Source organism: Citrobacter sp. Cpo032, from assembly GCF_030332975.1.
GTDB classification, from domain to species: Bacteria; Pseudomonadota; Gammaproteobacteria; order Enterobacterales; family Enterobacteriaceae; genus Citrobacter; species Citrobacter portucalensis.
This window is the reverse complement of sequence record NZ_JAOWGU010000035.1, coordinates 187309-201808: the sequence shown is the minus strand read 5'-3', so window position 1 is coordinate 201808 and position 14500 is coordinate 187309. Positions and strand designations below refer to the sequence as shown.

The following is a 14500-nucleotide window of genomic DNA, read 5'->3' as shown; positions in this document are numbered from 1 at the left end:
AATTAGTGGCGGCCGAAAACGGGACGTTTACGGTCAAAAGTCCATCCGGGGATCAGATACTGCATTGGGCCTGCGTCATTACGCGCGCCGCCGGGCAGCGCCTTATAGGCTTCATGCGCTTTCTGTACCTGATCCCAGTCCAGTTCCACGCCCAGACCGGGCGCATCGGGTACCGCAATTTTTCCGTTTTTAATCTCCAGCGGATTTTTGGTCAGACGGCAATCGCCCTCCTGCCAGATCCAGTGGGTATCAATAGCCGTTGGATTACCCGGTGCAGCCGCACCAACGTGGGTGAACATCGCCAGGGAAATATCAAAATGATTGTTAGAATGGCAGCCCCAGGTCAGGCCCCAGTCATCGCATAACTGTGCCACGCGTACCGCGCCAGAAAGGGTCCAGAAGTGCGGATCGGCCAGCGGAATATCTACTGAATTCAGCATCACCGCATGGCCCATTTCACGCCAGTTGGTAGCTATCATGTTCGTTGCTACCGGCAGACCGGTTGCACGGCGGAACTCGGCCATCACTTCACGGCCAGAAAAACCCTGTTCAGCGCCGCATGGATCTTCGGCGTAGGTCAGAACATCGTTCAGCCCTTTACACAGGGAGATGGCTTCATCCAGCAGCCAGGCACCGTTGGGATCAACCGTAATACGCGCATCCGGGAAGCATTTTTTCAGCGCACGAGCGGTGTCGATTTCCTGCTCGCCAGGCAGTACACCGCCCTTGAGTTTGAAATCTTTAAAGCCGTAGCGATCCTGCGAAGCCTGAGCCAGACGTACCACAGCCTCACTGTTCATCGCTTGCTGATGACGCAGGTGATACCACTCATGGTTTCCCGGCGTGCTTTCCAGATACGGTAAATCGGTCTTTGTGCGATCGCCCACGTAGAACAGATAGCCGAGTACGGTGACCGTATCGCGCTGCTTGCCCGGCCCTAACAGTTCACAAACCGGCACGTTCAGCGCCTTACCCAGCAGGTCGAGCAATGCGGCTTCCAGCGCCGCTACCGCATTGACCCGCAGTTCAAAGGTCCAGGCGCCTTTGCCAAAGGTGTCAAAATCAGCGGCCTGGTTGCCTTTATGCACCTGCTGCACCACCTTATTCAGGCGCGCCACTTCCTGGCCCAGCACCTGCGGAATCGCATCCACCAGCGTCTGATAAATCACTTCACCACCAGGCGCTTCACCGACACCGGTGTTTCCGGCATTATCGGTGAGCACCACGATATTACGAGTAAAGTATGCGTTATGCGCGCCGCCAATATTGAGCAGCATGCTGTCATGACCGGCCACCGGGATGACCTTCATATCGGTAATAACGGGACTCGATTGTGTTGTCATCATCATTGTCCTGCGACAGGTTTCAGTTCGATACGTTTAATATCGCCCACCAGCACCAGATAGCTCACCACCGCAATCAGCGCATGTACCCCGACGTAAATCAACGCGCCGTTAAACGAGCCGGTAGTCCCGACGATGTAGCCGATAGCAATTGGCGTGACGATGCCGGAGATGTTGCCAAACATATTGAACAAACCGCCGCTCAGACCGCTGATCTCTTTAGGTGCGGTATCAGCCATCACTGCCCATCCCAGCGCACCGATACCTTTGCCGAAGAAGGCCAGCGCCATAAAGCCGATGATCATCCACTCCACATTGACGTAGTTACAGAACACCATCACCATCGACAGCAGCATACCGAGTACGATTGGCGTTTTACGGGCGATATTCAGCGAACCGGTACGGCGCATCAACCAGTCGGAAATAATGCCGCCGAGCACGCCGCCGGCGAATCCGCAAATGGCCGGAACCGAAGCAACAAAGCCAGCTTTCAAAATCGACATACCGCGAGCCTGCACCAGATAAACCGGGAACCAGGTGATAAAGAAGTAGGTCAGCGCGTTAATGCAGTATTGGCCGATGTAAATCCCGATCATCATCCGTGAACCCAGCAGCTGTTTGATTTGCCCCCACTTCACGCTAAACGGCACTTTTGTTTTGGCTGCCGCCTGATCCATGTTGATCAGCGCCCCACCTTCGGCAATGTACTCCAGCTCTTTTTGGTTTACGCCCGGGTGCTGGTTCGGTTCATGAATCACCTTCAGCCAGACGAAGCTGATAACAATCCCAAGACCGCCCATAAAGAAGAACACGTGCGACCAACCCACTTCGTGGGTCAGCCAACCCATGATTGGCGCGAAGATAACGGTGGCAAAGTATTGCGCAGAGTTAAAGATAGCGACCGCTGTGCCCCTTTCCTGTGCCGGGAACCACGCCGCCACAATACGACTGTTGCCGGGGAAGGAGGGCGCTTCAGCTAAACCGACGAGGAAACGCAGAGTAAACAGCGCAACGATAATGCCGAAACCACTGAAGATATCGACAAAACCCTGCAACAGGGTAAACATGGACCAAATAAAGATGGACCAGAAATAAACGCGTTTTGAACCAAAGCGGTCGAGCAACCAGCCGCCGGGGATCTGGCCGATAACATAGGCCCATGAGAAAGCGGAGAATACATACCCCATCCCTACCGCATCCAGACCAATGTCTTTGGCCATCTCCGAACCGGCAATGGATAAGGTGGCGCGATCGCCGTAGTTGAAGGATGTGACGATAAACAGCATCACCACTATCCAGTAGCGAGCGTTAGTGCGTTTTTCCGCGCTGCTCGCCGCCTGACTTAATGAACTCATTGTTGCACTCCTGAATCCTGGCTTTCGCCAGTTCATTCTGTACAGCACCTGTAGGGTGATCAGAATGAGAGGTTAGTGTGTGGCAGTGTTGGTACAGCTCAGGGCCGTTTTATTCTGACTCGCTGCCATTCCGGGAACTGACGGGAAAAGTATATGAAGGAGTGCCACTTGCCCTCACCGTGCATGAACACAACATTAGGGAGACAGTGAGAAGTTGTTTGGGGCATAAGCCCAAAGTAGTGGAAGTTAGTTCACGTAATTGGGGTTTTATTGCCGGGTGGCGGCTTCGCCTGGCCCGGCTTGCGGTTCAAATGGGGGTTGCATGCCCGTACGGGCGAGGGAGTTATTTAAGCAAGGTTCCCCAGTTTTCTACCCAGGGATTGGATTCGCTTTCCGGTTCAGGATGCTCGCTGGCATCAATCAGCAGCATTTCTCCTACACGGTGGGCGCTTTGTTCCTGCAACAGCGCATCGAACTGCTTGCCGCCATTGCAGAAATTAACGTAGCTACTGTCGCCCAGCCCAATTACCCCGTAATGCAGATTTGGCTGGAAACCGAGATTATCTTTGATCCCCTGAAACAGCGGCACGATGCTATCCGGCAGATCGCCCTGCCCGGTCGTGGAAGTCACTACCAGCACATATTTATCCTGATATGCCTGCCAGTCGCTAAGCTCCGGATCTTCGAACACCGTAGCTTTATGACCCTGCGCCGTCAAAATAGCTTCGGCCTCTTCGGCAACCAGCAGCGCGTTTCCGTACATCGTGCCGACAAAAATTCCAATTTCCGCCATAACCGTAATCTCCTGGGACTTAAGAATCTATCTGCTCATCCTGACCTGACAGCTCGCTGAACTCAACCCTTTCATTCTCAGGGAGAAGTCCACGCCAGCCAAACTGTGATAACGCCTGCATCCAGACGTCATCCAGTCCGGCGCGAATAACCAGCGGTTCGCCGGTGAAAGGATGGGTCAGCGCAAGCTGGCTGGCATGCAGCATCAATCTCTGGCAACCGAAATGCTCTGCGGCGCTGCGGTTTTGCCGCAAATCACCGTGCTTGCTGTCGCCGATAATCGGATGGCGCAAGTGCGCCAGATGGCGTCTGAGCTGGTGTTTGCGACCGGTTTTAGGGTCCAGCTCCACCAGCCCGTAACGGGTAGTCGGATAACGCCCGGTCGCTACCGGCATTTCTACCGTTGCCAGGCCACGGTAATGGGTGACAGCAAGCTGCGGGCCTTTATCATCGCGGGCAAACTTATCGGCAATCTTATCCAGCTCTTCGACCAGCGGGTAATCCAGCACGGCATCATCCATCAGCCAGCCACGCACAATCGCATGATAGCGTTTCTGTATTTGATGATGTTCAAACTGCTGGGACAGCAAACGCCCGGCTTCGCTGGACAGTCCCATCAGCAGCACGCCGGAGGTTGGTCTGTCGAGTCGATGGGCGGTAAATACGTGCTGACCAATTTGGTCGCGCACCGTTTGCATCACCACCACTTTCTCATCCCGGTCGAGCCAACTGCGGTGAACCAACCAGCCCGAAGGTTTATTGACGGCGACCAGCCATTCGTCCTGATAAAGAATTTCCAGCATCAGGCGTTATCACTTGTAAACAGCGCATCCAGCTCCTGCAATGCCGCCAGAAGAATGTCGCGTTGCGGGTGATCGGCTGCCAGCGCCATTTCGTAATACGGTGCGACGGCAAAAGCCTGCGGAAGCGGCTGCGCGTTATCAATCAACGTATGCATGCGGGGAATCAACACCCACTGCAGCCACTCGACCGGTTCCATGGTATCCATACAAAAAGGCTGCGTACTGGTAAACAGATGCTCTGCTGGCTCATCCATCCGCCAGTGATGATGTTCACGCAGTAGCGCTTCAAGTGCGTGTAACTGCTGGCGCACACGGTCATGAGTCGTCATGAAATTAACCTCAATGATGAAAAAATCTGGCGCGAAGAATAGCACTAGTGAAGGGAAATAAAAAAAGGGAGCACTGTAAAAACAGTGCTCCCGGTTCGTTTCGCAGCATTCCAGCTACTTTTAGTGCTCCCTGCTCATCCTTGACAACTTTTCCTGTGGTCTTGCGACCGTGTTCATCCTGAACTTTTGCATCCTGCTCACATCACCCCGATGTGAAAACTTCATCCTGAAGTATCCTGGCCATCCAGACCCGCCGAACATCCTGACCGGCTCTCATTCTCCATCCTGGAGGTGTCCTTTAACGCATCCAGCGTCTTCCTCTTTGCTTCGTCCTGAAGCCTGTCCTTGCAACACCGTCCTGGTGTGTCCTGGCGAAGAGCCATCATCCTGATGTTCTCTTCGTTGTGCGACTCCTTGTCGACAGATATAGAATCGCCTGTTTCGCTTTGTCTTACAAGATGCTTACAGGCTTACCCTTACGATTATTTTCGTATGAAAGTTGACAATAAAACACTAACCAATTGAATAATAATAAATTATTATTTTATCAACTCATTAAGTCTTTACTTATCACCTGGCAATGTCCTACAGGGTTTGTAAGAGATCTCTCACAAGGTTCAGGGCAAACTGGATTACAGAACTGGCTTAAGTTGAGTGAGGAATTCCGCAAGTGAGGCCGCCAGCACCGTTCGTTTACGGGTTCCCAGCGTTTCTTTGCACACTTCACCGGACAGATTGCACACCGAAATGACGTCAAGCTCATTATCTTGTGTGGCAATAAAAAGCGTAGGTGATAGCTTGAGGCGCTTTTGCGTAACCAGATGACCAATCAGGTTTTCCTGAACGCGCCTGAAGTCATCTTCACTCCAGGTTTGCAGCAGCGTGAGCTTTTCATCCGCAAACTGCGCGTGCATATCACCAGCAAACTGGGTGGTGTAAAAAGCGTGAACGGCAGGTTGTACCACAATATCAAAGGCCCGTTCAACCGCATTGAGGTTATTTTCGCCGACAAAAGGTTGAGGCTGCCAAAATACCGCATCGTCTGTGGAAGAAATGATGCACGGAGAAGGTACGCCATACAGCTCTTCGCTGAGCGGCCAACTGTGTTTTTTTTCATGCCATGCGTCGCAATAACGCGTCGTAAAGGCTATCAACGCCTGCGCTGTCAATTCGTCCACTGATTTCTCTCTTCACAAAAGCCAGGATACACTTGTCGCATAGTGTATCTGGTTTATGACGGTGAAACATGTCCTCTTATGAAAATCATCAGGCGCTTAACGGCCTGACACTCGGTAAATCAACGGATTACCGAGACAATTACGATGCAAGTCTGTTGCAGGGCGTTCCGCGCAGCCTGAATCGCGACCCGCTGGATTTAAAGGCCGATAACTTGCCTTTTCACGGTGCGGATATCTGGACGCTGTATGAACTGTCGTGGCTGAATGCCAACGGCTTACCGCAAGTCGCGGTCGGTCACGTGGAACTGGATTACACCAGCGTAAATCTGATTGAGTCGAAAAGCTTTAAGCTTTACCTGAACAGTTTTAACCAGATGCGTTTTGATTCCTGGGACGCGGTACGCCAGACGCTGGAAAACGATCTGCGCGCCTGCGCTCAGGGCGATGTCAGCGTGGCGCTGTACCGCCTTGACGAACTGGAAGGGCAGCCGATAGCCCACTTTAATGGGACCTGTATCGACAATCTGGATATCGTCATCGACAACTATCAGTTCAGCACTGCGTATCTGGAAAATGCCGTGAGCAGTGAAAAGGCAGTCGAAGAGACGCTGGTCAGCCACCTGCTGAAATCCAACTGTCTGATCACCCACCAGCCCGACTGGGGCTCCATACAAATTCAGTATCGTGGACGGAAAATCGACAGAGAGATGCTGCTGCGTTATCTGGTCTCCTTCCGCCACCATAATGAATTTCATGAGCAGTGCGTGGAACGTATTTTCAATGACATTCTGCGCTTCTGCCAGCCAGAGAAACTGAGCGTCTACGCACGCTACACGCGACGTGGTGGTCTGGACATTAACCCATGGCGCACCAACACCGATTTCACTCCGGCAACCGGTCGTCTGGTACGTCAGTAATCTTTTTTCTCAATTTTGCGTGCCGGATTCCGCGCGCAAGGTTGTGAAAGGTCATAAGCCAGGGCTATTGTAATCAATAGGGAATGACGTGTTGCGTCCCATAAGGAGTTTACTTGATTACACATATTAGCCCGCTTGGCTCAATGGACATGTTGTCGCAGCTGGAAGTCGATATGCTTAAACGCACGGCCAGCAGCGACCTGTATCAACTGTTTCGTAACTGTTCGCTTGCCGTTCTGAACTCCGGCAGTTTGACTGACAACAGTAAAGAACTGCTGTCCCGCTTTGAAAGTTTCGATATTAACGTACTGCGCCGCGAACGGGGCGTGAAGCTGGAACTGATCAACCCACCTGAAGATGCGTTTGTTGATGGACGCATTATTCGTGCGCTACAGGCTAACCTGTTTGCCGTACTGCGCGACATTCTGTTCGTAAATGGACAGATCCATAACGCCGGTCGTTTTCAGCATCTGGATCTCGAAAGCTCGGTGCATATTACCAACCTCGTATTCTCGATCCTGCGTAATGCCCGGGCGCTGCACGTCGGTGAAGCGCCGAACATGGTCGTCTGCTGGGGCGGTCACTCAATCAACGAAAATGAGTACCTGTATGCCCGTCGCGTCGGCACCCAACTGGGCCTGCGCGAACTGAACATCTGTACCGGCTGCGGCCCGGGGGCGATGGAAGCGCCAATGAAAGGCGCTGCGGTCGGCCACGCCCAGCAGCGATACAAAGACAGCCGCTTTATTGGCATGACCGAACCGTCAATCATCGCCGCTGAACCGCCTAACCCGCTGGTAAACGAACTGATCATCATGCCGGACATTGAAAAACGTCTGGAAGCGTTCGTGCGTATCGCCCACGGTATTATCATCTTCCCGGGTGGCGTAGGGACAGCAGAAGAGCTGCTGTATCTGCTGGGGATCCTGATGAATCCGGCCAACAAAGATCAAGTGCTGCCGCTGATCCTGACCGGACCAAAAGAGAGTGCGGATTACTTCCGCGTGTTGGACGAATTTATCGTGCACACGCTGGGGGAAGATGCGCGTCGCCACTATCGCATTATCATTGACGATGCGGCAGAAGTGGCACGTCTGATGAAAAAAGCGATGCCGCTGGTGAAAGAAAACCGTCGCGACACAGGAGATGCTTACAGCTTTAACTGGTCGATTCGTATCGCGCCCGATCTGCAGATGCCGTTCGAGCCGTCCCATGAAAACATGGCCAACCTGAAGCTGTACCCGGATCAACCCGTTGAAGTATTGGCCGCCGACCTGCGTCGTGCATTCTCGGGTATTGTGGCCGGTAACGTGAAGGAGGTCGGCATTCGCGCCATCGAAGAGTTTGGCCCGTACAAAATCCACGGTGACCGCGAAATGATGCGCCGCATGGACGATCTCCTGCAGGGCTTTGTTGCACAACATCGCATGAAGTTGCCAGGCTCCGCGTACATCCCTTGCTACGAGATCTGCGCCTGACCTTCAACACCCGCTAGCAGCGCTATAGCGGTGACAGTTTTGTCCATATCAAAGCCGGGTTTGGCGCATGCGCCTCCCGGCTTTTTTTAGTGATACCAGTCACATAGCTCAGACGATTATATAAATACCAATGATATGTCGTTAAATATAACGCGATACGCAAACGATTACCTTGAAAAACCAACCGTGATTTATCTTATAAAATTATTATTAGTCGCCGAAATCATCTAAAAACAACAGTTTTTACAGCGCAACGCTCGTATCTTCGCGCCTTCGCTTTCATGAGATATGTCGTTAATGTTAGCCTTCGCGCCCGTAAATTCGCTTTGACTATTTTTTAACAGATTAATGGCCCAAATTTATCCACATAAAAGGTGGATTATTGCATTTGGGATCCCGATCACTGATACATTCATTACTAAAATGTATCTTTCCGCCCGCAAATTATTACGGCGAAAAATTATATAAAAAATCGCTCAACGAATTTCGATTTACAGTCGGGTGCTTTCTCATTGGATTGAACCCAAACCCGACTTTTTAAGCTTCCTCCAGGAGAAATAGATGGAAAACACTCAAACCAGCACTATCGTTACGGGCCAGACCCGCAGCGCATGGCGCAAGACAGATACCATGTGGATGCTGGGCCTTTACGGCACGGCGATTGGCGCGGGTGTATTGTTCCTGCCGATTAACGCAGGCGTAGGCGGTATGATCCCGCTGATCATCATGGCGATCCTTGCCTTCCCAATGACTTTCTTTGCACACCGCGGCCTGACTCGCTTTGTGCTGTCCGGTAAAAATCCGGGTGAAGACATCACCGAAGTTGTAGAAGAACACTTTGGTGTTGGTGCAGGTAAACTGATTACCCTGCTCTACTTCTTCGCTATCTACCCGATTCTGTTGGTTTACAGCGTAGCAATCACCAACACGGTTGAAAGCTTCCTGACCCACCAGCTGGCGATTACGCCGCCGCCGCGCGCAATCCTGTCACTGATCCTGATTGTCGGCATGATGACCATCGTGCGCTTCGGTGAGCAGATGATCGTTAAGGCGATGAGCATCCTGGTATTCCCGTTCGTTGCGGCTCTGATGCTGCTGGCGCTGTACCTGATCCCTCAGTGGAGCGGTGCGATTCTGGAAACCATGTCATTTGACTCTGCGGCAACCACCGGCAACGGCCTGCTGTTGACCCTGTGGCTGGCAATTCCGGTAATGGTTTTCTCCTTCAACCACTCTCCGATCATCTCCTCCTTCGCCGTGGCGAAGCGTGAAGAGTACGGTGATGAAGCAGAGAAAAAATGCTCCAAGATTCTGGCATTCGCTCACATCATGATGGTACTGACCGTTATGTTCTTCGTCTTCAGCTGCGTGTTCAGCCTGACTCCGGCAGACCTGGCAGCAGCGAAAGAGCAGAACATCTCGATTCTGTCTTACCTGGCGAACCACTTTAACGCGCCGATTATTGCCTGGATGGCACCGATCATCGCGATTATCGCTATCACCAAATCCTTCCTGGGCCACTACCTGGGCGCACGTGAAGGCTTCAATGGTATGGTGATTAAGTCTCTGCGTGGCAAAGGCAAATCCATCGAAATCAACAAACTGAACAAAATCACTGCTCTGTTCATGCTGGTAACCACCTGGATTGTGGCGACGCTGAACCCAAGCATCCTCGGCATGATTGAGACCCTGGGTGGCCCAATCATCGCGATGATTCTGTTCCTGATGCCGATGTATGCCATTCAGAAAGTACCGGCAATGCGTAAGTACAGCGGCCATATCAGCAACGTCTTCGTTGTGATTATGGGCCTGATCGCTATCTCCGCTATTTTCTACTCTCTGTTCAGTTAATTCCCCTGCGCCGCTCCTCGGGGCGGCGCACCTCGATACACAATGGACGCCTCATGATTAGCGTATTCGATATTTTCAAAATCGGCATTGGCCCTTCCAGCTCCCACACTGTTGGCCCGATGAAAGCAGGCAAACAATTCACGGATGACCTGATTGCACGCGGAATTCTCACTGACGTAACCCGCGTAGTGGTTGATGTCTATGGCTCTTTATCTCTGACGGGGAAAGGTCACCATACCGACATCGCGATTATTATGGGCCTGGCGGGTAATCTGCCGGATACCGTAGACATTGATGCCATTCCGTCCTTTATCCAGGATGTGAATACTCATGGGCGTTTGCTGCTGGCAGACGGTCAACATGAGGTCGAGTTCCCGGTCGACAAGTGCATGAATTTCCATGCGGACAATCTGTCCCTGCACGAAAACGGGATGCGCATTACCGCACTGGCGGGCGAAAAGGCCATTTACAGCCAGACTTACTATTCCATTGGCGGTGGGTTCATCGTTGATGAAGAACATTTTGGTTTACCGAACAACTCTCCGGTAAACGTGCCATATCCGTATAAATCCGCAGCTGATTTGCAACGTCATTGCCAGGAAACCGGCCTGTCGCTTTCCGGTCTGATGATGCAAAATGAACTGGCGCTGCACAGCAAAGAAGAGCTGGAACAGCATTTTGCTAACGTCTGGGAAGTGATGCGTAGCGGGATTGAACGCGGCATCACCACCGAAGGTGTATTGCCGGGCAAACTGCGCGTTCCGCGTCGTGCTGCTGCGCTGCGTCGCATGTTGGTCAGCAGTGACAAAACCACCACTGACCCGATGGCGGTTGTTGACTGGATCAACATGTTCGCGCTGGCCGTGAACGAAGAAAACGCAGCCGGTGGACGCGTGGTGACTGCACCAACCAACGGTGCATGCGGGATTGTTCCTGCCGTACTGGCGTATTACGACAAGTTTATCCGTGAAGTGAACGCTAACTCGCTGGCACGCTACATGCTGGTCGCGAGCGCCATTGGTTCACTGTACAAGATGAACGCCTCTATCTCTGGTGCCGAAGTCGGCTGTCAGGGTGAAGTTGGCGTCGCCTGCTCCATGGCAGCGGCTGGTCTGGCTGAACTGCTGGGTGGTAGCCCAATGCAGGTGTGCATCGCGGCAGAAATCGGTATGGAACACAACCTGGGTCTGACCTGCGACCCGGTTGCTGGCCAGGTTCAGGTACCGTGCATTGAGCGTAATGCCATTGCTTCGGTTAAAGCGGTGAACGCTGCACGTATGGCGCTGCGCCGTACCAGTGAACCACGCGTGTGCCTCGATAAAGTTATCGAGACCATGTACGAAACCGGTAAAGACATGAACGCCAAATACCGCGAAACCTCTCGTGGTGGTCTGGCGATGAAGATTGTCACCTGCGATTAATTCTCAGCACATTTTCGTATCTGTAGGCCGGATAAGGCGCTCGCCGCATCCGGCTTTTATTGCCTGATGGCGCTTCGCTTATCAGGCTTACGGATAGCGCTCTTTCGCAATGCTCGTCTCCACTCGTCGTGAATGTTACCCTACAGACTAATTTGTTAGGGAGAACACCGTGGCCGTCCACCTACTCATTGTTGATGCACTGAATCTCATCCGCCGTATTCACGCCGTACAGGGCTCCCCCTGCGTGGAGGCATGCCAGCACGCGCTCGATCAGCTGATTATGCACAGTCAGCCCACGCACGCCGTGGCGGTATTTGATGATGAAGCGCGTAACTGCGGCTGGCGTCACCAACGGTTACCTGACTACAAAGCCGGTCGCCCGCCGATGCCTGACGATTTACACCAGGAAATGCCCGCCTTACGCGCCGCTTTTGAACAGCGCGGCGTCTGCTGCTGGGTATCCAGCGGGAATGAAGCCGATGATTTAGCCGCCACTCTGGCGGTAAAAGTTAGCCAGGCGGGACACCAGGCGACTATCGTCTCAACCGATAAAGGCTACTGTCAGCTACTCTCCCCGACGCTGCGTATTCGTGATTATTTCCAGAAACGCTGGCTGGATGCGCCGTTTATCGAGAAAGAGTTTGGCGTACTGCCGCAACAGCTGCCAGATTACTGGGGACTGGCCGGGATCAGCAGTTCTAAAATACCGGGGGTTGCCGGTATTGGTCCTAAAAGTGCCACACAACTGCTGGCACAGTTTCCAACGCTGGAAGCGCTGTATGAACATCTGGATGACGTACCGGAGAAATGGCGTAAGAAACTCGAAGAACATCGGGAGATGGCGTTTTTGTGCCGCGATATCGCGCGGCTGCAAACAGACTTACATATCGACGGAAACCTACAACAGCTACGGCTGGCGCGGTAGCCTTATTTCCTGATGGCGCTGCGCTTATCCGGCCTACTTATTGTACAACCCTGTAGGCCAGATAAACGCCAGGTGATTACCAGGCGGAATGGTACAGCTCAACGATATCCCCAAGGCTCGCTTCACGCGGGTTTCCCCCGGTACAAACATCGTCAAATGCGGCTTGCGCCAGCGCAGGAATATCCTCTTTACGGACGCCAACATCGCGTAGATGCAGTGGGATACCTACATCGCGATTAAGGGCGAAGACGGCATCCACCGCCGCTTTGCGTGCCTCTGCCAGCGTCAGTCCTTCAACCTTAACCCCCATTACCCGGGCGATATCGCGGAATTTTTCCCCGGTGAATTCGGCGTTATAGTGCATCACGTGCGGCAGCAAAATGGCATTCGCGACGCCGTGCGGCGTGTTGTAGAACGCGCCTAACGGGTGTGCCATGCCATGCACTAATCCCAGACCTACGTTGGAGAAACCCATCCCGGCAACGTACTGGCCCAGAGCCATCGCTTCCCCCGCCTGGCTGTCGCCCGCAACGGAACCGCGTAATGACCCGGCAATAATTTCGATGGCTTTAATGTGCAGCGCATCGGTAAGCGCCCACGCAGCCCGCGTGATGTAGCCTTCAATGGCATGAGTCAGTGCATCTACGCCAGTAGCCGCTTTTAATGCAGCAGGCATGCCGTCCATCATGTCAGCATCAATGAACGCCACCTGCGGGATGTCATGTGGATCGACACAAACAAACTTACGCCGATTCTCTTCGTCAGTGATCACGTAGTTAATGGTCACTTCCGCCGCCGTTCCCGCAGTGGTTGGGATAGCCATAACTGGTACGCTCGGGAAGCGTGTCGGCGATAACCCTTCAAGGCTGCGTACATCCGCAAACTCCGGGTTATTGTTAATAATGCCAATCGCTTTACAGGTATCCTGCGGGGAGCCTCCACCAATGGCGACCAGATAGTCTGCGCCGCTTTGCTGAAAGACACTCAATCCTTCCTGCACTACCGCAATGGTTGGATTAGGAATAACGCCTGAATAGATTTCCCATGCCAGACCTGCAGCATCCATTCGGGAAGTCACCTTCTCAACAACGCCGCACTGCACCAGATTTTTATCAGTCACAATCAACGCTTTGCGATAACCACGACGAATAACTTCATCGGTTAATGCGCCAACAGCTCCCCGGCCAAACCATGCCGTTTCGTTCAGAATCATTCTGTTCGCCATCGTTTTATCTCCTATTCTTCAATACGCAATCCATATGTTTTGAATTTTTCCAGCACAATAGCGATAGCCTCATCGTCCAGTACCGGAACCGGATCGGTAATCGCCAGCGTGCTGAGATAAAGCTGCGCCAGCACTTCCACTTCATGCGCTAACCACAGGGCTTTTTCCAGATTTTCCTCGCAGGCGATCAGCCCATGATGCTGCAACAGCGTTGCTTTTCGGTTTTTCAGCGCTACCGCAACGTGCTCGGAAAGCTCACGCGTGCCAAATGTCGCATATGGCGCACAGGGAATTGAGTTACCGCCAGCCGCCGCAATCATGTAATGGATTGCCGGGATTGGCCGGTTGAGAATAGAAACAGCAGTACAATGCACGGCATGATTATGGACCACCGCCTGAGCATCGGGACGCGTCTGATAAGCGGCCATATGGAACCGCCACTCGCTGGAAGGTAATTTCCCTTCTTCGTGCTGCCCCTCAGCATTGATGTACACAATGTGGGATTCGGTGAGTTTGTCATAGGGAATACCCGTCGGGGTAATTAACATCCCGTCCTGGTAACGCACACTTACATTACCCGCAGTCCCCTGATTCAACCCCAGACGGGTCATTTCCAGGCAGGTATTGATAATCTGCCGTGCCAGCGTATTTCGTTCCATTACTTACCTCTCTCAGTGAGTCAAAATGCGACAACAGAACATTGCTAATACCTCGACGCTCTGTTGATTTAAGCGGGTATTTGCTAACTATCATCATGCTGAATAAAGAGAAGGGAATTTTTAGCACTGGATTTTGTGATGTTCATCAACTAATAACGCTGAATAAAAACATGCAGGCATAATATTACAATTGCAAAATGTCCGTTCTTAATAAAACCATTGTA

Annotated in this window: 13 protein-coding genes; 5 read left to right on the top strand and 8 right to left on the bottom strand. The window is 52.5% G+C overall.

Annotated elements, in window-relative coordinates; all coding sequences use genetic code 11:
* Positions 1 to 2: 2 nt before the first annotated feature.
* From OGY33_RS05940 to syd, 6 genes are all read right to left on the bottom strand, one after another.
* Positions 3 to 1343 carry an enolase C-terminal domain-like protein gene (locus tag OGY33_RS05940; protein WP_191238166.1) on the bottom strand — a complete coding sequence of 447 codons (1341 nt, stop codon included), beginning with the start codon at positions 1341 to 1343 and terminating at the stop codon, positions 3 to 5.
* Between the two features lie 2 nt (positions 1344 to 1345).
* Entirely contained in the window at positions 1346 to 2698 is a 1353-nt protein-coding gene (gudP, locus tag OGY33_RS05935; protein ID WP_048215647.1) for a galactarate/glucarate/glycerate transporter GudP, read from the bottom strand.
* A 343-nt stretch (positions 2699 to 3041) separates the two neighbouring features.
* On the bottom strand, positions 3042 to 3491 hold the full coding sequence (locus tag OGY33_RS05930) for a flavodoxin (RefSeq protein WP_003825676.1): 450 nt from the start codon (positions 3489 to 3491) through the stop codon (positions 3042 to 3044).
* Between the two features lie 19 nt (positions 3492 to 3510).
* Positions 3511 to 4293: a tRNA pseudouridine(65) synthase TruC gene (truC, locus tag OGY33_RS05925; RefSeq protein WP_191238165.1), complete on the bottom strand. Its 783-nt coding sequence runs from the start codon at positions 4291 to 4293 to the stop codon at positions 3511 to 3513.
* Positions 4293 to 4622, bottom strand: coding sequence for a YqcC family protein (locus tag OGY33_RS05920; protein WP_003825670.1), 330 nt, complete (start codon positions 4620 to 4622; stop codon positions 4293 to 4295). The genes truC and OGY33_RS05920 overlap by 1 nt, the downstream gene beginning before the upstream one ends.
* 632 nt (positions 4623 to 5254) lie before the next feature.
* Complete coding sequence (syd, locus tag OGY33_RS05915; protein WP_191238164.1) at positions 5255 to 5800, bottom strand: SecY-interacting protein; 546 nt, start codon at positions 5798 to 5800, stop codon at positions 5255 to 5257.
* Positions 5801 to 5868: 68 nt separating this feature from the next.
* Between syd and queF the strand changes: the two genes are divergently transcribed.
* From queF to xni, 5 genes are all read left to right on the top strand, one after another.
* Positions 5869 to 6717, top strand: a complete 849-nt coding sequence (queF, locus tag OGY33_RS05910) for an NADPH-dependent 7-cyano-7-deazaguanine reductase QueF (protein ID WP_191238163.1) — start codon at positions 5869 to 5871, stop codon at positions 6715 to 6717.
* A gap of 113 nt (positions 6718 to 6830) precedes the next feature.
* Positions 6831 to 8195 (top strand): nucleotide 5'-monophosphate nucleosidase PpnN, encoded by a 1365-nt coding sequence (gene ppnN, locus OGY33_RS05905; protein WP_003840366.1) that lies wholly within the window; start codon positions 6831 to 6833, stop codon positions 8193 to 8195.
* 561 nt (positions 8196 to 8756) lie between these two features.
* The gene (locus OGY33_RS05900; protein WP_003034073.1) at positions 8757 to 10046 is read left to right on the top strand and encodes an HAAAP family serine/threonine permease; all 1290 of its coding nucleotides are present in this window, start codon (positions 8757 to 8759) and stop codon (positions 10044 to 10046) included.
* A 53-nt stretch (positions 10047 to 10099) separates the two neighbouring features.
* A complete protein-coding gene (locus tag OGY33_RS05895) occupies positions 10100 to 11467 on the top strand; it encodes an L-serine ammonia-lyase (RefSeq protein ID WP_003034070.1) in 1368 nt (455 codons plus the stop codon).
* A 169-nt stretch (positions 11468 to 11636) separates the two neighbouring features.
* The gene (gene xni / locus OGY33_RS05890) at positions 11637 to 12392 is read left to right on the top strand and encodes a flap endonuclease Xni (RefSeq protein ID WP_191238162.1); all 756 of its coding nucleotides are present in this window, start codon (positions 11637 to 11639) and stop codon (positions 12390 to 12392) included.
* Between the two features lie 76 nt (positions 12393 to 12468).
* Here xni and fucO read toward each other — a convergent pair whose 3' ends face one another.
* Together fucO and fucA are read right to left on the bottom strand one after the other, a co-directional pair.
* Complete coding sequence (fucO, locus tag OGY33_RS05885; protein WP_191238161.1) at positions 12469 to 13617, bottom strand: lactaldehyde reductase; 1149 nt, start codon at positions 13615 to 13617, stop codon at positions 12469 to 12471.
* Between the two features lie 11 nt (positions 13618 to 13628).
* Positions 13629 to 14276 (bottom strand): L-fuculose-phosphate aldolase, encoded by a 648-nt coding sequence (gene fucA / locus OGY33_RS05880; RefSeq protein ID WP_003825656.1) that lies wholly within the window; start codon positions 14274 to 14276, stop codon positions 13629 to 13631.
* Between the last annotated feature and the right edge of the window lie 224 nt (positions 14277 to 14500).

Excerpts from the sequence above, each read along its gene's own strand:
- gudP (WP_048215647.1), bottom strand. The coding sequence starts at position 2,698 with ATGAGTTCATTAAGTCAGGCGGCGAGCAGCGCGGAAAAACGCACTAAC.
- OGY33_RS05930 (WP_003825676.1), bottom strand. The coding sequence starts at position 3,491 with ATGGCGGAAATTGGAATTTTTGTCGGCACGATGTACGGAAACGCGCTG.
- queF (WP_191238163.1), top strand. The coding sequence starts at position 5,869 with ATGTCCTCTTATGAAAATCATCAGGCGCTTAACGGCCTGACACTCGGT.
- OGY33_RS05895 (WP_003034070.1), top strand. The coding sequence starts at position 10,100 with ATGATTAGCGTATTCGATATTTTCAAAATCGGCATTGGCCCTTCCAGC.
- OGY33_RS05920 (WP_003825670.1), bottom strand. The coding sequence starts at position 4,622 with ATGACGACTCATGACCGTGTGCGCCAGCAGTTACACGCACTTGAAGCG.
- truC (WP_191238165.1), bottom strand. The coding sequence starts at position 4,293 with ATGCTGGAAATTCTTTATCAGGACGAATGGCTGGTCGCCGTCAATAAA.
- fucO (WP_191238161.1), bottom strand. The coding sequence starts at position 13,617 with ATGGCGAACAGAATGATTCTGAACGAAACGGCATGGTTTGGCCGGGGA.
- fucA (WP_003825656.1), bottom strand. The coding sequence starts at position 14,276 with ATGGAACGAAATACGCTGGCACGGCAGATTATCAATACCTGCCTGGAA.
- OGY33_RS05900 (WP_003034073.1), top strand. The coding sequence starts at position 8,757 with ATGGAAAACACTCAAACCAGCACTATCGTTACGGGCCAGACCCGCAGC.
- OGY33_RS05940 (WP_191238166.1), bottom strand. The coding sequence starts at position 1,343 with ATGACAACACAATCGAGTCCCGTTATTACCGATATGAAGGTCATCCCG.